The organism is Microlunatus parietis, from assembly GCF_013407955.1.
Lineage (GTDB): Bacteria > Actinomycetota > Actinomycetes > Propionibacteriales > Propionibacteriaceae > Microlunatus > Microlunatus parietis.
Map to the genome: position 1 here is coordinate 7,053,554 of NZ_JACCBU010000001.1, position 17,906 is coordinate 7,071,459.

Annotated in this window: 13 protein-coding genes; 5 read left to right on the forward strand and 8 right to left on the reverse strand. The window is 70.6% G+C overall.

Annotated features, from left to right (window positions below; all coding sequences use genetic code 11):
• The first annotated feature begins 40 nt into the window (after positions 1-40).
• The gene (rfbB, locus tag BKA15_RS33820; RefSeq protein ID WP_179758001.1) at positions 41-1,039 is read left to right on the forward strand and encodes a dTDP-glucose 4,6-dehydratase; all 999 of its coding nucleotides are present in this window, start codon (positions 41-43) and stop codon (positions 1,037-1,039) included.
• Between the two features lie 7 nt (positions 1,040-1,046).
• The gene (locus tag BKA15_RS33825; RefSeq protein ID WP_179758002.1) at positions 1,047-2,453 is read left to right on the forward strand and encodes a sugar nucleotide-binding protein; all 1,407 of its coding nucleotides are present in this window, start codon (positions 1,047-1,049) and stop codon (positions 2,451-2,453) included.
• Between the two features lie 512 nt (positions 2,454-2,965).
• Here the strand turns inward: BKA15_RS33825 and BKA15_RS37145 are convergent.
• The 7 genes from BKA15_RS37145 to BKA15_RS33860 all read right to left on the reverse strand — a co-directional run bounded on the left by BKA15_RS37145 (position 2,966) and on the right by BKA15_RS33860 (position 12,719).
• A complete protein-coding gene (locus BKA15_RS37145) occupies positions 2,966-4,552 on the reverse strand; it encodes a stealth family protein (RefSeq protein ID WP_179758003.1) in 1,587 nt (528 codons plus the stop codon).
• Positions 4,549-6,216, reverse strand: coding sequence for a stealth family protein (locus BKA15_RS33835; RefSeq protein WP_179758004.1), 1,668 nt, complete (start codon positions 6,214-6,216; stop codon positions 4,549-4,551). The genes BKA15_RS37145 and BKA15_RS33835 overlap by 4 nt, the downstream gene beginning before the upstream one ends.
• Before the next feature lie 88 nt (positions 6,217-6,304).
• Positions 6,305-8,554, reverse strand: a complete 2,250-nt coding sequence (locus BKA15_RS33840) for a hypothetical protein (RefSeq protein ID WP_179758005.1) — start codon at positions 8,552-8,554, stop codon at positions 6,305-6,307.
• A 35-nt stretch (positions 8,555-8,589) separates the two neighbouring features.
• A complete protein-coding gene (locus tag BKA15_RS33845; RefSeq protein WP_179758006.1) occupies positions 8,590-9,453 on the reverse strand; it encodes a carbohydrate ABC transporter permease in 864 nt (287 codons plus the stop codon).
• The gene (locus BKA15_RS33850; protein WP_179758007.1) at positions 9,443-10,318 is read right to left on the reverse strand and encodes a carbohydrate ABC transporter permease; all 876 of its coding nucleotides are present in this window, start codon (positions 10,316-10,318) and stop codon (positions 9,443-9,445) included. The genes BKA15_RS33845 and BKA15_RS33850 overlap by 11 nt, the downstream gene beginning before the upstream one ends.
• Before the next feature lies 1 nt (position 10,319).
• Positions 10,320-11,594 (reverse strand): ABC transporter substrate-binding protein, encoded by a 1,275-nt coding sequence (locus BKA15_RS33855; RefSeq protein WP_179758008.1) that lies wholly within the window; start codon positions 11,592-11,594, stop codon positions 10,320-10,322.
• Between the two features lie 99 nt (positions 11,595-11,693).
• Positions 11,694-12,719: a LacI family DNA-binding transcriptional regulator gene (locus tag BKA15_RS33860; RefSeq protein ID WP_179758009.1), complete on the reverse strand. Its 1,026-nt coding sequence runs from the start codon at positions 12,717-12,719 to the stop codon at positions 11,694-11,696.
• Positions 12,720-12,807: 88 nt separating this feature from the next.
• Between BKA15_RS33860 and BKA15_RS33865 the strand changes: the two genes are divergently transcribed.
• Complete coding sequence (locus tag BKA15_RS33865; RefSeq protein WP_179758010.1) at positions 12,808-14,430, forward strand: FAD-dependent oxidoreductase; 1,623 nt, start codon at positions 12,808-12,810, stop codon at positions 14,428-14,430.
• On the opposite strand, the gene BKA15_RS33870 is transcribed toward BKA15_RS33865, so the two are convergent.
• Positions 14,354-15,667: an MFS transporter gene (locus BKA15_RS33870; protein WP_179758011.1), complete on the reverse strand. Its 1,314-nt coding sequence runs from the start codon at positions 15,665-15,667 to the stop codon at positions 14,354-14,356. The genes BKA15_RS33865 and BKA15_RS33870 overlap by 77 nt on opposite strands.
• 47 nt (positions 15,668-15,714) lie before the next feature.
• Between BKA15_RS33870 and BKA15_RS33875 the strand changes: the two genes are divergently transcribed.
• Together BKA15_RS33875 and BKA15_RS33880 are read left to right on the forward strand one after the other, a co-directional pair.
• Entirely contained in the window at positions 15,715-16,797 is a 1,083-nt protein-coding gene (locus BKA15_RS33875) for a ferrochelatase (protein WP_312879640.1), read from the forward strand.
• Complete coding sequence (locus tag BKA15_RS33880) at positions 16,794-17,738, forward strand: Gfo/Idh/MocA family protein (protein ID WP_179758012.1); 945 nt, start codon at positions 16,794-16,796, stop codon at positions 17,736-17,738. The genes BKA15_RS33875 and BKA15_RS33880 overlap by 4 nt, the downstream gene beginning before the upstream one ends.
• Positions 17,739-17,906: the final 168 nt, after the last annotated feature.

A 17,906-nucleotide genomic window follows, 5' to 3' on the forward strand; every position in this document is an offset into this window, starting at 1 on the left:
TGCGGAGCCGGGACGTCCGCTCAGTATTAGGGTGTCAGCCATGTCGAAACTGCTGGTTACCGGTGGCGCCGGGTTCATCGGGTCGAACTTCGTCCGCTATCTGATCGATCACACCGATCACACCGTGTCGGTGCTGGACAAGTTGACCTACGCGGGCGACCTGACCACGCTGGCCGGGCTGCCGGCGGAGCGGCTGCGGTTCGTCCAGGGCGACGTCTGCGACCCGCAGTTGGTGGACGAGCTGGTCCGTGACCACGACGTGGTGGTCCACTTCGCCGCCGAGTCGCACAACGACAATTCGCTGTCCGATCCGTCGCCGTTCATCCAGACCAACCTGGTCGGCACCTATACGTTGATCGAGGCCGCGCGCCGGTACGAGGCCCGCTACCACCACATCTCCACCGACGAGGTGTACGGCGATCTGAAGCTGGACGACCCGGAGCGGTTCACCGAGCAGACCCCGTACAACCCGTCCAGCCCGTACTCGGCCAGCAAGGCCGGCTCCGACCTGCTGGTCCGCGCCTGGGTGCGGTCGTTCGGGCTGCAGGCGACGCTGAGCAACTGCTCCAACAACTACGGCCCGTACCAGCACGTGGAGAAGTTCATCCCGCGGCAGATCACCAACATCATCGACGGCGAACGCCCGAAGCTGTACGGGAACGGCCTGAACGTCCGGGACTGGATCCACGTCGATGATCACTCCAGCGCGGTGCTGCGGATCATCGAGCGCGGCCGGATCGGGGAGACCTACCTGATCGGCGCCGACGGCGAGAAGAACAACCGCGAGGTCGTCGAGACGATCTTGGAACTGATGGGCCGGTCCCGGGACGACTACGACCACGTGAACGACCGGGCCGGGCACGACCTGCGGTACGGGATCGACTGGACCCGGCTGCGGCGGGAACTGGACTGGCAGCCGCAGTATCGCGACTTCGCCTCCGGCCTGGCCCAGACCATCGACTGGTACCGCGCGAACGAGTTCTGGTGGCGGCCGAAGAAGGCCGCGACCGAGGCCAAGTACGCCGCCGTCGGTCAGTGAGGCACCCGTGGCTGAGCTGAAGATCGAGAAGACCGCCATCCCCGGGTTGTTGATCATCGACCTGGACGTGCGAGGCGACAACCGCGGCTGGTTCAAGGAGAACTGGCAGCGGCAGAAGATGATCGACCTCGGGCTGCCCGACTTCGGCCCGGTGCAGAACAACGTGTCCTTCAACGCGACCCGTGGCGTCACCCGCGGCTTCCACGCCGAGCCGTGGGACAAGTTGATCTCCGTCGCGGCCGGCCGGATCTTCGGTGCCTGGGTCGATCTGCGGGAGGGGCCGACGTTCGGCACCGTGGTCACCGTCGAGCACGGGCCGGAGCGGGCCGTGTTCGTGCCGAGCGGGGTCGGCAACGCGTTCCAGGTGCTGGAGGGTGGCACCGCGTACTCGTACCTGGTCAATGATCACTGGAGCCCGGCGGCGAAGGACTCCTACACGTTCGTCAACCTGGCCGACCCGACGCTCGCGGTCGCCTGGCCGATCCCGCTCTCCGAGGGGGAGCTGTCCGAGGCCGACCGGAACCACCCGGCGCTCGCCGAGGTGCGCCCGGTGCCGGCGAAGCGGACCTTGATCATCGGCGCCGGCGGCCAGCTGGGCCGGGCCCTGCAGGCGCTGCTGCCGGACGCGATCGCGCTGACCCGGGCCGAGTGCGACCTGGCCGACCCGGAGGCGCTGGAGAAGATCGACTGGCGATCGGTGGGCGCGGTGATCAACGCGGCCGCGTACACGGCGGTGGACGCGGCCGAGACTGAGGAGGGCCGGCGGCAGGCCTGGCAGGTCAACGTGCACGCGGTCGGCCGGCTGGTCGAGAAGGCCCGCGAGCACCGGCTGCCGCTGGTGCACGTCTCCTCCGACTACGTCTTCGACGGGACCCGGGAACTGCACGACGAGGACGAGCCGTTCGCGCCGCTCGGCGTCTACGGCCAGACCAAGGCCGCCGGCGACGCGCTGGTGCAGAGCTGGCCGCGGCACTATCTGCTCCGGACCAGCTGGGTGGTCGGCGACGGCAAGAACTTCATCGCGACGATGGCGTCGCTGGCCGACCGCGGCATCGCGCCGTCGGTGATCGATGATCAACACGGCCGGCTCACGTTCGCTGTTGATCTTGCCAAGGCGGCCGTCGACCTGCTGGCCGGCGGGAAGCCGTACGGCACCTACAACGTGTCCTGCGACGGCCCGGTCCGCACCTGGGCCGACCTCGCCGCCGCCGTGTTCGTGGCACGCGGCCGCTCGGCCGACGACGTGACCCGGGTGAGCACCGAGGAGTACGGCCAGGACAAGAACCTGGCCCCGCGCCCCCGGCACAGCGCGCTGGACCTGACCAAGGCCAAGGCCGCCGGCCTCACCCTGCCCGACGGCGACCAGGCCCTGGCCGACTACCTGGCGGCCTTGGAGGTCGACGGTGGTTCGTGATGACGCCGAGGATGGCCCGGCCGACGAGTCTGCGGCACGGGATCGTTCTGATCCGGGCAGGGTTCCGTTGATCAGCGGCGCGGCGGAGCACCGAGAAGTCCGCAATCTCGGTACAGCGTTCCTTGATCGTTTCGGCGCCGCGGGTGGCGTGGCTGATCTTCCGACGGGGCGTCAGGAGACCACAGTTCGGGCCGCGCCGTTCGACGAAGGTTGCCCTGCGGATCCTGAGTGAACTCCGCCGCGAAATGACCGGCGAGCTTCCGTACCGGGCGTGTCCCGCTGTCGATGCTCGCGCGTGGTGTCACAAATCTGCAATGCAACCGCTCACCGGAGCCTTGAAATCGATTGCACAACCGGTTCTGTTGCAGATTTGTGTCATCCACACCAACGCGCGGCCTGACCATCCACGCTCGGCAGTTGCACCGCCCGGTTCCAGGCATGGTCCGACCTGAAACGCCCTTGCGCGGCGGAAATCACCGTGCGCCGAGGAATCCCCTCATGCCAGGCCGGGCTCAGTCCTTCTCGAAGCGACCCGGCACCGGCAGGTAGCGGCGCAGGAAGTCCTTGATCACCAGGTCGGTCCGGGCCGGGTCGGCGTCGGGGGAGTGGCCGTCGTTGAGGCAGATCGAGTCCGGGGTACGGAACCGGAGCAGTTGACCGAGGCGTTGGGCGTCGACGCTGTTGGACGGGTCGACGTACTCGTAGGCGATCGTTCCGGGCACGGCGGCGCCGACCGCGTACGCGTAGCCGAGGTAGAAGGACCCGGCCGCGGCGACGTCGTCCGTGGTACGGAACCGGGCTCGCCGGGTCGCCGCGAAGACCTCAGGGAACTCGGCCTCCAGTGCGGTGATCACCGACTTCCGGGTGGCCACGGCGGTGTGGAAGTACTTGCCGGAGTTGATCATGCCGAACCGCTCGGCGAGCAGCCGGCGGGCGTTCTTGGCGGCGGTGGTGGAGGCGATCTCGCCGGGCGCCGGCGGGAGCAGGTCGACGGTGAGCCGGGAGGCGAAGAACTTCCCGATCCCGTTCGGGTGAAAGAACAACTCGGGCGCGACCGGCCGGCCGAAGATCATGTCGTCGTTGAGATAGAGATAGTGCTCGGCCAGCCCGGGGATCCGGTGCAGGCAGGTTTCGATGGCGTGCGAGTTGAAGGTGGGCAGACCGGCCGGGTCCGGCCACAGCTCCTTGTGGGACACCACGGTCACCCAGTCGTCGTCCGGCCGCAGCCAGTGCGGCCGCTGGCCGTCGGTGACGATCCAGACGTGGTTGATCCAGGGCGCGTACTGCTCGACCGAGCGCAGGCTGTGCCGCAGTTCGTCGTGGTCGGTGAACCGGGCCGGGTCGTCGGCGCGCTCGGTCGCCCGGCCCGGGTCGACGGCGTCCGCCGCCGCGGCCCGGTCCCGCTGCCAGGCCGGGTCGGCGCCGTCGACCCAGGTGTAGACGAGATCGATCGGGAAGCCGACCGCGTGGGCGGGCCGGGCCGCCAACGCCGGCGGTACCGACCCGGACGGGCCGAGGTCGGCCGGCCGCAGCCGGTCGACGGTCTGGTTGTCGACCAGGCTGACCAACGTCTGGTCCGGCTCCTCGCGCCAGAAGTGCACCTCGATCCGGTGATCCTCGCCGGTGCCGAAGCCGGGGTCCTCGGCGGCGACACAGCACTCCCAGAGGGCGAACCCCCGCACCGCCGACGGCAGCGGGCCGCAGGCCGGCCGGCTGACCGCGCCGGTCCGGTCGCCGGACCGGCGCAGCGGCTCTGCGTACCAGGCGGGGCCGAGGGACACGATCAGCCGGAGCACCTCGGGCCGGTCCCGCTCCCGTACTCCGAACGTCGGCCGGCGGTCCGGCCGGACCGGCAACTGCCAGTACAGCAGGTCACGATCCCGGAACAGCTTCCGCAGGCGCTCGGTGACCGAGGCCGCGTGTTCCGGCAGCCGTAGCCCAGGCACGGTCCGGGCCAGCACCCGGGTCCCGTCCAACTCGGCCCGCCGGTACGCCAGGCCGCCGGGCCGGCCCAGCACGGCGCGGCGGGCGGCGAACCGGCGGCGCAGCCGGATCAGCTCACGGAACGTGTCCTGACGCCATCGTCGAGGTCCGGTCACCCGGCCAGCTCCCGTTCGTGATCTTGATCGTTCTCCCACGGTGCGGGCACCGGGAAGTAGCGGCGCAGGAAGTCCTTGATCAACTGTTCGTCACCGTCCTCCCGGATCGCGTTCAGGCAGAACGCGTCGTAGCAGCGGTAGCGGGCGATGTCGGCCAGGTCGCGGGCGCAGGCCCGGCTCTCTACGTCGACGTAGCGCTGGGTGATCCGGCCCGTCTGGGCCCGGCCGGTGGCCAGCGCGTAACCGTGGTGCAGGCTGCAGGCGGCCAGGTCGGACAGCGACCGGAAGGTCGCCTTCCTGGTCTGCGCGAACGCGGCAGGGAACATCGACTCCAACTCGGTCAGGATGGACCGGCTCAACGCCTGCGGCACATGCAGATACTTGTGGTCGATCATCCGGCCGGTCGCGGCGGCGATCAACATCCGGTTGTTCTTGCCGGACGCGTCCGGCGCCAGGTCGCGCGGCTCCGGCGGGCCGGGCGGGACCGACTGATTGCTCGGGAAGACGATCGGCCGGCCGGTCCGGCCGTGGTAGAACGTCTCCGGCGCCACCGGCCGGCCGAGGAAGAAGTCGTCGTTGAAATAGAGGAACCGCTCGGCCAGGCCGTCGATCCGGTGCAGGCACGCCTCGATCGCCTGCGAATTGAACGTCGGCAGCCCCGGTTCGCCGCGCCACAACTCGGCGTGCGACACGATCGTGATCCGGTCATGATCACCGGCGTACCAGTGCGGCACCTGGCCGTTGGTGACGATCCAGATCCGCCGGGCCCACGGCGCGAACTCGGCGATCGAGCGGAGGCTGTAGCGCAGCTCGTCGTACTGCTGGAAGCGAGCCGGTACGTTCGCCGCCTGGGTCGGCCGCCCGCCCGGCCGGGCCGCCGCGAACTGTTGCTGCCAGGCCGGATCGGCCGAGTCGACCCAGGTGTAGACCACGTCGATCGGTTCGGTGATCAACTCCGGTTCCGGCTCCTCGACGCGCTCGGTGATCTTGATCCGCACCGCTGCCGGCTCGCCCAGGTGCCGTCCGGTGGTCGCGTCGACGGCGTGCCCGGTGAGCTGCCAGGTGGGGCCGGTGAGTTCGGCCGGCAGCTCGCCGCCGGGAGGCCAGGGACGGCTCAGCGCCCGGCTCGGCAACAGCGTGGTCCGGATGGCCGGCCCGAGCACGAACCCGGCCAACGTCCGGCCGGGCTCGTCGGCCCGGTCGAGCTCCTCGTCGTAGCGCTGCACGACCAGGCCGGGATGCCGGTCGGTCAGGGACCGTACGGCCGTCCAGACCCGGTCCGGATCGGTCCGGTCCACGGTGATCGTGATCGGCTGGTTCCAGCGCACGCTCCGGGTGGTCGGCTCGGCACCCGTGCTGCGCAGCGCCGTGACCAGGTCGTCGGCCAGTCGGCGCCGGTGCGGGTCGAACAGCAGACCCTCCACCTTCGCCGCCGGTACCGGGTGGCCGCGTTCGATCACCATCGCCGTCGAGCCGCCCGTCGCCGAATCCCGGAGCGCGGACCGGTGCCGGGTCCGTTGGACCAGATCGATGAGGATCGCGAGCCGGTGCTGCAGGTTGAGCCGGGTCCGGCGCAGTGCCCGGACGATGCCGCGAACGGTCGTGGTACGGGCATGCACCACGACCGACGTCCAGGGCCGGGCCTCGCCGCCGGGTCGGGACATGCGCGCCACTCTAGCGAGATGGGTGCACATGGCGGGCACACGGAGCCCGGACGTGTCGAACGGCACGTCTGGGAACCTGGCCGGAAGGTCAGCGAAGCCGGGTCTGCCGGGTCGAGGTGTGGCGGCCGACCCGGTGCGTGACCGTGACCAGCCGTGGCGGTTCTGTGCCGGCCGGCAGGTCGAACAGTCGATAGACACCGCGGCCCGCTCCGACGCCGCGCTGCCATGCCGCTTCGATCCCGTCGGCGGCGATCAGGACGTCCGCCGCCCGGTCGGCCTGGTTCAGCACGTGCACGGCGAGCCGGCGGCCGGTTAGCTCTGCGGCCACGGTGTACGGGCGCGCCGGGTCGACCGGCCGGTCGGCCAGCGTCGCCTCCAGCCGCAGCGATCCCGGGTGGATGATCTTGAGCACGTGCTGGGTCCGGGTCCCGCCGAGCAGTTGTTGCGTGGTCGGCGCGAGCGTGACCGGCCGGTCGGCGTCCCAGATCAGCCACAGGGTGACCTCGCCCCGGACGAGCCGCAAGCCGCCGACGGTCCGGCCCACCGAGCTGCCGAAGACGTACGGGATGCCGTCGGCGAAGCTGAGCTCGTCGTCCGGCCGGAGCACCAACGGGACCGCCTGCTCGGCCTCGCCGCCGGCGCTGAGCTGCTGCACGATCCCGTCGGGCCAGAACGTGGTGGCGCTCCGGAAGCCCGGGTCGCCGGCGGCGCTGGTCGCGGCGGCGGCCGCGGTGAACACGCCGGCGCGCCCGGTCAGCTGCTCGGCCGGGATCGCGGGCGCGGCCGGATCCGTACCGTCGTGGTAGGTGGCGGGCAGGCTGCCGTACGCGGAATGCGAGGCTGGCTGGTCCGGTGCCGCGGTCAGCCGGGAGGTCCAGGAGGCCTTGGTCCAGTCGTTCACCGACCAGAGCAGTGTGCCGGCCGTCGGATGCCAGAGCAGGCCGTTGCCGAACCGCTGCCGCGAGTAGCCGTTCACTCGATTGCCGTGCAAGGCGCCGAGGTAGTAGCCGGGCCGTCGGACGAAGAGATAGTGCTGGCCCAGCGACGGCTCGCCGAATCGCAGCTCGGTGAACGCGTCCTCGGCGACGGTACGCCAACGGGCGATCGCCGCCGCCCGCTGCTTGTCCGTCGGACCCTTCGGCGAGCGCGGCACGTGCAGCCAGGTCCGCGGCGACGTGTTGCCCTTCGCCGGCACCGGAACCGGCTCGGCCGAAGCGGCCCAGGCGGCCCGCTCCGCGTCCTTCTCGGCGTCGGTCGGATGGAAGGCGGCCAGCGCCGGCACCCGGTCCAGGAAGATCCGGCCCAGCGACGATCGGTCGGCGGTGTCGACCACGGTCGGCCGCTGGTCGGCGGCGCCGTTGCGGACGCTCAGGCCGGAGTAGTGCAGGCCGCCGGAGCCGTCCGGTTCCCAGACGACCGCGTACTGGTAGAAGTCGGCCAGCGCCTCGGCGAACCGCAACGGCACGGTCGAGTCGGTCTTCAGGGAGACGTCCGCGAAGTCGGGCAGGGCGACGGTGAACGAGTAGCCGAAGTCGTAGCCGAGCGGTTCCAGCGTGTGCCCGGCCGGGGCGTGGCTGTGCTGCCACAGCCGTTCGAGCCGTTCGTCGAGTGTTTCGGCGACGGCTGGGTCGTCCAGCACGACCGCCGCGTCCGAGACTCCGGCCAGCCCGGCGATCACCTGGTTGGTGTACGGCGTCGGCGTCCGCCAGTGCGGCCGGGTCAGGTCGACCAGCCAGGCGGCCGCCTTCCGCAGCGCGGTCTCGAGCTCGGCCTGCCGCTCGGGCAGCGCGTCGGCGCTGCGGAGGTCGCGCAGGGTGGCGCTGAGGGCAACGGTGCCGAACCCGGTCGGGGCCAGCCCTCGCTCAGTCCAGGAGTACTCGGGCCAGGCGCCGTCGTCGTGCTGCAGGTCGAGGTAGAAGCCGAGCGCCGCGTCCAGCCGGGCCAGCAGCTTCGCGTCGCCGCGGTACGGATTCCACGGCCGCTCGGTCGCGTAGAACCAGGCCAGGGTGGCGACGTGCTCCATGATCCGGGCGTTGAACGGCTGCACCGGCGTCCGCCACCAGCCGTCCTCCATCCAGCCGTACCGGTCCGGGTCGTCGTCGACGATGCTGTTGGCCAGCGGCGCGACCAGCACCAGATAGGTGCCCATGATCTGCTCGTCCGGTGCGAACGTGCTCCGATCCGGTGCCCCGGCCGGCAGCGGGTCGACCAGCGGCAGCACGGTCCCGCCGGAGGTGGCGAAAGCGGGCAGCGGCCCGAGCGCGAGCCCACCGGCGGCGAGCGCGCCGGCGCCGAGCAGAACGCGCCGGGTCAGTGGAGGTAGCGGGGGATTGGTCATCGTCGACTCCTTACAGGGGTACGGGATACGTGCGGTCAGCCCTTCAGCGCGGTCCGGGAGAGGCCCTCGACGAACTGCCGTTGGGCGAACAGGAAGACGATCAGCACCGGCAGGACGGCGAGCGTGGTGGCGCCGAGCTGGGTGTTGTAGAGCGGCTCGCCGTAGCCGTCCTGGTAGCGGGTCAGGCCGAGCCCGACCGGGAACAGCTCCGGCGTGCGGAGGAAGATCAACGGAACGAAGTACATGTTGAACGAGTTCAGGAAGGTCATGATCGACACCGCGGCGATCGCCGGGCCGGCCAGCGGCAGCGCGATCAGCCGGTAGAGGCCGATCCGGCCCAGCCCGTCCAGCCGGCCGGCCTCCTCCAACTCGACCGGGAGGCTGAGGAAGAACTGCCGGAAGATGAACGTGGCCAGCACACTGCCGGAGCCGAAGACCGACAGGATGATCAACGGCAGGTGGTGGTCCATCAACCCGAGCTGGTTGACCCACCGGAAGATCGGGATGATCGTCACTTCGCCGGGCAGGAAGATCGTCGCGATCAAGATCAGGAAGAGCGGTCCGGCGAACGGGAACCGGATCCGGGCAAACGCGTAGCCGGCGGCCGAGCCGATGATCACCGTACTGATCGTGATCACCGTCGACAGGTAGAGCGAGTTGAGGTACTGCCGGGCGAACGGGTTGGCGGTGAAGATCTTGCCGACACCGTCCAGGGTCCAGGTCTGAGGCAGCAGCCGCGGCGGATAGGCGAAGATCTCCGCGGCCGGTTTGAACGCCGAGAAGAGCATCCACAGGGTGGGGTAGACGAACGGAACGGCGAGCAGCGCCAGCAGCCCGTACAGGACGGCATGGATCAGGATCCGCCTGGTCAGCCGCCGACGACGAAGCTCAGATCTCATCGACGACCCATCGCTTCCGGCTGGTCCACTGCAGCGCGGTCAGGCCGAGCGTGATCAGGAACAGCACGATGCCGATCGCGCTGGCGTAGCCGAACTGCTGCCGGCCGAAGGCCACCTGGTAGACGTAGTAGGAGATCACCGTCGTCGACGTGCCGGGACCGCCGTCGGTGAGAATCTGGATCGGCGCGAACACGTCCAGGGCGCCGGTCATCGTGATGATGCCGACCATCAGCAGGGTCGGCGTGAGCAGCGGCAGCGTCACGTGGCGGAACACCCGCCAGCGGCCGGCCCCGTCGAGCCGGGCCGCCTCCTTGAGCTCGGACGGCACGTTCTGCAGGGCGGCCAGGAACAAGATCATGTTCATCCCGACCCCCTTGAAGACCTGCACGACGACGACCGAGACCAGCGCCAGCACCGGGTGCCGGAGCCAGTTCGGCCCTTCGATCCCGATCATCGCCAGGACGCCGTTGATGCCGCCGTTGCCGGCGAGCAGGAACTGCCAGACGATCGTCCAGGCCACGATCGAGACGACCACCGGGGAGAAGTAGAGGGTGCGGAAGACGACGATCCCGGCAAGTTTCGTGTTCAGCAGGTTGGCCAGGGTCAGCGCGATCGTCACGTTGAGCACCAGCAGCATCCCCGCGAACGCCGCGGTGACGCCGAGCGCACTCATGATCACCCGGTCCTGAGCCAGCCGGACGAAGTTGGCCGGGCCGACGAAGTCGAAGGTCCCGATCAGCGGGCTCCACTCGTGCAGGCTGTACCAGAGCACCAGCCCGAACGGGACGAAGCCCAAGATCATCGCGCCGAGAACCGGCGGCGCGACGAAGATCAAACCGATCACCCGATCGGCCCGGTCTCTCATCTCAGTTGGTCTGCAGCAGCGGCTGGAGATCGGTGCAGACCTGATCCAGCGCCGCGCCGATGTCGCCGTCGGGGGCGAACGCGACGTCGAGATCCTTCTTCACCAGGTCGGTGAACTGGCTGAACCGCGGGTGGCCGGGCTTCGTCGTGGCCTTCGGCACCACGTCCAGGATGGTCCGCTGGATCTGCTGCTCGGACAGCTTGGGCGCCGCCTTCTTGAAGGTGTCGACGGTGAGCAGCGAGGTCCGCGGCGGCGGGAAGAAGGTGGCGAGCTGGGCGCCCTGGGTCTTGTCGGTGAAGTAGGCCAGGAAGTCGGCCGCCCGGTCCGGGTTCGGTCCGCGGGCGATCACGCCGACCCCGGCCTGGCCGACCATGTTGACGGTCGCCTTCGGCCCGGCCGGCAACGGGACGAAGTCCCACGCGAACCCGTCCAGGCTGCCGGACATGCTGAGCTGGCCGACCGAGAAGGCGGCCTCGCCGCCGGCGAACGGGAGGCTGTCGCCGGGTTTGATCATGGCGCCGGTCTGGTAGGTGCCGCGGTGCAGCCAGCCGAAGAACTCCTTCATCTCCGGCGATGTGAAGGTGCAGGTCGCGCCGTCCGCGCTCCAGCCGGCGGCGCCCCAGCCGGCCCACCAGGGCGCGAGCTGGTCCCAGGTCTCCCACGGCACGGTCAGCCCGCCCTTGCCGGTCTGCTGCGCCGTCGCGGCCGCGATCTCGGCGACCTTGTCCCAGTTCCAGTCGCCGGACTTGATCAACTCGTCCGGGGTCGGCTGGCCGGCCGCCTGCAGCAGGTCGAGGTTGGCGTACATCCCGAACGGGCTGTTGGAGAAGGGATAGGCGTAGACCGCGTCGCCCTTTCGCCACAGGTCGAGCGCCGCCGGCAGCACATCCGGCAGGTCGTAGTCGGGCGTCTCCGCCAGCGTCGGGGCGAGGTCGTGCAGGACGCCGCCGCCGACGAACTCGCCCGCGTTGGTCTCCTGCACCCAGGCCAGGTCCGGCGAGTTGCCGCCGGCGATCTGGGTGGTCAGGGCGCTGATGTAGCTGGTGCCGGTGAGAGTCTCGAACGTGACGCCGGAGACCTGGCCGCCGTGCTCGGCGACGTAGTCGGCGGCGATCGACTCGAACAGGTCCAGGTGGCCCTCGTTGGCGCTCCAGATGGCCATCCGCAGCTGGACCGGGCCGGACGGTTCGGGCTGCGGGCCGCTGCAGGCGGTGGCCAGGGCGAAGGTCGCCAGGGCACCGGCCGCGAGCAGGTTCCGCATCATTGCGCGCTTCATCGCATCTCCAGGTTCGAAGAAGCGGGGAGGAAGTGGGGCGACATCGCCCGCCCGCAGGATCGAGCCTAGGCTTTGATTCTCGGGAATGTCCAGAGAATTCTAGATACGTTTTCGAACCTTGGACGGTGCGGCCGTCGAGGACCGGACCACCAGCGAGGTGGCCAGCTCGAGGTGGTGCGACTCGGGTTCAACGCCGGCGATCAGGTCGGTCAGCATGCCGACCGCGACCGCGCCGAGCTGGTCCAGCGGCTGCCGGACCGTGGTCAGTGGGGGACTGCTCATCGACGCCAGGACCAGATCGTCGAAGCCGACCGCGCTGACGTCGTCCGGCACCCGCAGGCCGAGCTGGCGGGCCGCCTCGATCACCCCCAGGGCCTGGAAGTCGCTGGCGGCGCAGATCGCGGTCGGCCGGTCCGGCCGGGCGAGCAGCCTGAGCGCGGCGTCCAGGCCGGCCTCGAAGGTGAAGTCGCCGGGTTCGGTCATGATCGACTCCGGCTCGATGTCGGCCGCGGTCAGGGCGGCCAGATTGCCGGAGGCGCGAGACTGCGACACCATCGAGCGGTCGTCGCCGCGCAGCACACCGAACCGGCGATGTCCCAAGCCCAGCAGGTGATCCGCGGCTGCGTAGCCGCCGGCCCAGTCGGTCGCGCCGACGCTGTGGTGGCCGACGTGCGGCGGCCCGAGCGGGTTCACCACGACCAGCGCGATGCCGGCCTCGGCGAGCTGCTCCCGCTCCTCGGCGTCGAGCACCGAACTGATCGCGACGAGACCCCGGATGCCGTGCGCCTGCAGGTCGTCGATCCAGCCCGGCCTCGGACGGTAGAGCAGCACCTCCAGCGGCATTCCGGCGACGGCGGCCCGCTCCATCGCGCCGCGCAGCGGTTCGATGGTGTTGGGCAGCCGCATCGAGCGGACCAGCAGGCCGATCCGCGGGCCGCCGGCGCGGCGCTGCCGAGGGGCGACGTAGCGCTGCTCGGACAGGATCCCGGCCACCTTGGTCCGGGTCTGCTCGGCCACGTCCGGGCTGTTGTTGGCGACCTTGGAGACCGTGGAGATGGAGACGCCGGCGAGCTCGGCGACCTCGGCCAGGGACGGTCCGCGGCGCCGTTTGGTCGGCTTGGTCATCCTGACCTCCTTGCTGGGACAATTAGCGTTCCCGATACTATCGCCGAAAGTTCTGAGTGGAGTTTCGGAGATCTCCGAAGGGGGAGTCATGGGCGAGGCCGGCGTTGACCTGTTGATCATCGGAGGCGGCCTCGGCGGCGTGTCCGCGGCCCTGGCGGCGCTGCGGCGCGGCCTGCGGGTGATCCTGACCGAACCGACCCGCTGGCTCGGCGGGCAGCTGACCAGCCAGCTGGTGCCCCTGGACGAGCACCTGTTCATCGAGCGTACGGGGGCGAACCGCAGCTACCGCGAACTCCGGGACGGGCTGCGGGACTACTACCGGCGGCACTACCCGCTGACCGAGCGGGCCCGGGCCGACCCCTACCTCAACCCCGGCGCCGCCTGGGTGTCCCCGGTCAGCGTGGAGCCGCGGGTCGCGGTCGCGGTGATCGACTCGCTGCTGCAGCCGTACCGGACGGCGGGCCGGCTGACCGTCCTGATCGGGTACGAGCCGGTCGCGGTCAGCAGCACCGGCGACCGGATCGACGGCGTCACCGTCCGCGAGGTGGCCGGCGATCGCCGGCTCGATCTGACCGCTCCGTACGTCCTCGACGCGACCGAGCTCGGCGATCTGCTCGCTCTGGGCGGGGTGGAGCACGTGTCCGGCCGCGAGTCGCGGGCCCAGACCGGCGAGCCGGGTGCTGCTGAGACGGCCGATCCGACCGACATGCAGGGCGCCACCTGGTGCTTCATCCTTGATCATCGGGCCGGCGAGGACCATACGATCGACCGGCCCGTCGGCTACGACCGGATGAAGGCGCTGCAAGATCATTCCGGCGGGGGACAACCGATGCTCACCTTCGCCCGGAAACTCGACCGGAACGGCCGGCCCCGCCCGACCAACCGCCTGATTCCCAACCCGGACGACGATCCGGCCGAAGTCGATCTTGATCATCGCAACATGCCGCCGACGCCGGAACTGTGGACCTATCGGCGGATCGCCGCCCGGAACCAGTTCCGGCCGGGCTTCCTGGCCAGTGACCTGGTGGTCGTGAACTGGCCGGCGAACGACTACACCGGCGGTCCGCTGTTCGGGGTGCCGGACGCCGATGATCACTGGCGGGATTGCAAGGAACTCAGCCGATCGTTGCTCTACTGGCTGCAGACGGAGGCGCCGCGGGAGGACGGCGGCACCGGGTTCCCGGGGCTGCGGCTGCGGCCGGACGTCGCCGGCACCGAGGATGGCTTCGCCATGTATCCGTACATCCGGGAATCACGGCGGCTGCTGGCCCGCATCACGATCGTCGAGCAGGACGTCTCGGTGGCGTTGCGCGGCGATCGCGGCGCGGCGAACTACCCGGACTCGGTCGGCGTCGGCCACTACTTCTGGATCGACCGGCATCCGACCACCGGCGGCCACCACTATCCCGGCGGGCTGCCGCAGCCGTTCGAGATCCCGCTCGGCGCCCTGGTGCCGCGCCGGGTGCGCAACCTGCTGGCAGCGGCGAAGAACCTCGGCACCACCCAGATCACCAACGGCTGCTACCGGCTGCACCCGGTCGAGTGGAGCGTCGGCGAGGCGGCCGGCGAGACGATCGCGTACTGCCTGGACGAGAAACTCGAGCCGCACCAGGTCGTCGACGACCCGGCCCGGATCACCGATCTGCAGCGCCGGCTGAGTCAGGCCGGGGTGCAGCTGCGCTGGGATCCGGAACTGCGCTGGTCTCGTTGATCATGCTCGAGTTGATCACCGCCGGGGCGTCCCGGACGAAGAGCGCCGCGAGGACCAGCAGGACGCCGATCCCGACGGCGCCCCAGAAACCGGCCGATGCCCCGAAATGGTCGATCAGCTGCCCCAGGCCCGCGGCGCCCGCCGCGACGCCCGCGGCCATCCCGGTCGAGGTCCAGCCGAGTGCCTCGGTGAGCCGGGTCGCCGGCACCGCCTCCTGGGTGACGGCGACCGTGGCGATCAAGGTCGGTGCGATGGCCAGGCCGCTCAGCACCAGCAGCAGCGCGACGACCAGCGGCTGCTGGACGAAGATCAGCGGGACCATCGAAGCGGCGAGCAGGACGGCGCCGACCCGGAACCGGCGCGCCGGGCTGACCCGCCAGACGATCGTCCCGGTGATCACGCCGGAGATCAGTGACCCGGACGACCAGGCCATCATGATCAACCCGGCGAACGCCAGCACGCCGGCCGACTCCGCGAACGCGACGATCAGGACCTCCATGCCGCCGAACAACATGCCGAGCGCCGCGCAGCCGAGCACGATCGGCACCAGCCGAGCCGCCGACAACCGCGGCCGCGGACCGACCTGGTCCGACGGATCAGCGGCCGGCGGTTCGGTGCCGCGCTGCGCCGCCAGGGTGATCGCGCCGGCCAGGCCGAGCACGACGCAGGCGGTCAGGCCGAGCGCCGGATGCACAGCGGTGGCCAGGAACGTCGCCAGCACCGGTCCGACGATGAACACCACCTCGTCGACCACCGCCTCGAACGCGAACGCGGTGCTCAGCAGTGGCGAGTTCCGCAGCCGGTACGTCCAGCGCGCCCGGACCGCCGAGCCGGCCGACGGAAAGCCGAGGCCGACCCCGACCGCGGCCAGACAGGTGACCCACAGCGGCAGCCGGAGCATGACGGTGATCAACAGCAGGGCCAGGCTGAGGTTGCAGATCAAGGCGGCGATCACGAGCGACCGGCCCTGCCCGATCCGATCGATCCGGCGGCCCCACCACGGCGCGGCGACGGCACCGACCAGGGTGGCGCAGGCGGTCACGATGCCGGCCTGCCCGTACGAGCCGGTCAGCAGCGAGATCAGCAGCACGATGCTGAGCCCGGTCATCGACACCGGCAGCCGGGCGACGAACCCGGCCAGGGTGAAGCCGAGCGCGGCCCGGTCCGACAGCAGTCTCCGGTAGCCGCCGAAGCCGGTCCGCACCGGTGCGTCCGGTCCAGTCGTCGCCGACGTCACACGTCCCTCCCTCGCCCGGCCTGCTGCCGGTTTGCAAAGATCAGCAGGTGAGTGGTTCTGCCGCAGTCCCCGACCTGAGTCCGTACGACGCCGTCCTGCTGGTGTCGTTCGGCGGGCCGGAAGCCGCCGCCGACGTCGTACCGTTCCTGCGGAACGTGACCCGTGGCCGGGGCATTCCCGATGAACGGCTGGCCGAGGTCGGCGAGCACTACTCCCTGTTCGGCGGTCGCAGCCCGATCAATGATCAGTGCCGGGCCTTGCTCGCCGCGCTGTCGGCCGAGTTCGACCGGCGCGGGATCAGCCTGCCCCTCGCCTGGGGCAACCGCAACTGGGATCCGTACCTCACCGATGCGGTCGCCGAGCTCGAGGCGGCCGGCCACCGGCGCGTGCTGGCGGTGATCACCAGCGCCTACCCGTCCTATTCGTCCTGCCGGCAGTACCGGGAGAACCTGTACGACGCCGCCGGCACCAAGATCACGATCGATCGGCTGCGTCATTACGCCAACCATCCGGGCTTCGTCGAGGCCTCGGTGGATGCCGTGATCGAGGCCTTGGGCCGACTCGACGAGACCGCGGACCCACAGTTGATCTTCGTCACCCACTCGATCCCGACCGCGATGGCCGAGGCCAGCGGCGACGGCGGGTACGAGGAGTGGCACCGCACCGTGCTGGCCGAGGTGACCCGGCGGGTGGAGCAGCGGACCGGCCGCTCGTTCACCGCCGAGCTGACGTACTGCTCCCGGTCCGGGCCGCCGAGCCAGCCGTGGCTGGAGCCCGACATCAACGACCGGCTGACCGAGTTGGCCGGCCAGGGCGTGACCTCCGTGGTCGCGGTGCCGATCGGGTTCATCTCCGATCACATGGAGGTGATCTACGACCTGGACACCGAGGCCGCCGCGACCGCCGAGAAGCTCGGCCTGGGCTTCGCCCGCGCCGCGACGGCCGGTGTGCATGCCGCGTTCGTGGCCGGGCTGGTCGATCTGATGGTGGAACGGGCCGCCGCGGCCCGGGGCGAGGATCCCGACCGGCCGGTCGCCGCCGGACACCCCGGCTGGTACGAGTGCCCGGTGGACTGCTGCCGCAACCTGCGGGAACCCGGGCGGCCGGCGCTGTGTCAGGAGCGGGCGTGACGGCCGCGCTGCGGGCCGCCGTGATCGGGTACGGCTCGATGGGGCGCAACCACGCCCGGGTGCTGGCCGGCCTGTCCGGCGTCGACCTGGTCGCGATCGTGCGCCCGTCCGGCGATCCCGGATCGGCGCCCGCGCCGGTGGTAGGGACTGTTTCGGAGGCGCTCGCGTACGGCATCGAACTGGCGGTGGTCGCCGCGCCGACCAGCACGCACCTCGCCATCGGCCGTGAGCTCGCCGACGCGGGCGTACCGGCCCTGATCGAGAAGCCGCTGGCCGGGTCGGCGGCCGAGGCACGGGAGTTGGCCGACACGTTCGAGTCCCGCGGCCTGCTGGGCTGCGTCGGGCACATCGAGCGCTACAACCCGGCGACCCGGGCGCTCCGGCGGCGGATCGCCGACGGCGAGCTGGGCGACGTGTATTCGGTGGCGAGCCGGCGGATCGGTCCGTTCCCGAACCGGATCTCCGACGTCGGCGTGGTGCTGGACCTGGCCACCCACGACCTGCACCTGACCGCGTGGCTGACCGGGCAGCCGTTCGCCGAGCTGAGCGCGCGGTCGGCCCGACCGGGCGGCCGCGAGCACGAGGATCTGGTCACGATCACCGGCAGGCTCGCCGACGGCACCGTCACCAGCCACCTGGTCAGCTGGCTGTCGCCGCTCAAGGAGCGCTGCACCGTGGTCACCGGAACCGGGGGCGCCTACGTCGCGAACACGCTGACCGGCGAACTGACGCGGCACGGCGACGGCGGCGAACGGACCGTGCTGGAGACCGACCGGCAGGAGCCGCTGGCGGTCGAGTTGGAGGCGTTCCGGAGTGCCGTCGCGGGCGAGGGTTCTGACGTGGTGACCCTGGCCGAGGGAGCTCGGGTGGTCGCCGCCGCCGAGGCCGTCCTGGAAGCCGCCCGGACCGGCCGTTCGGTCGCGGTGAACGACGTTCCCTGAGCCTGTCGAAGCATGTCCTGAGCCTGTCGAAGGGGGCAAGGCCCGATCGGACTTGGCACTTCGACAGGCTCAGTGCGCGTTCAGAGCCGTGGTCCCGGCGGCGGGATCGGTTCGGCACTATCATGGCGCGCGGATCGCGGGCGACACTGCGATGACCAGGCGATGACG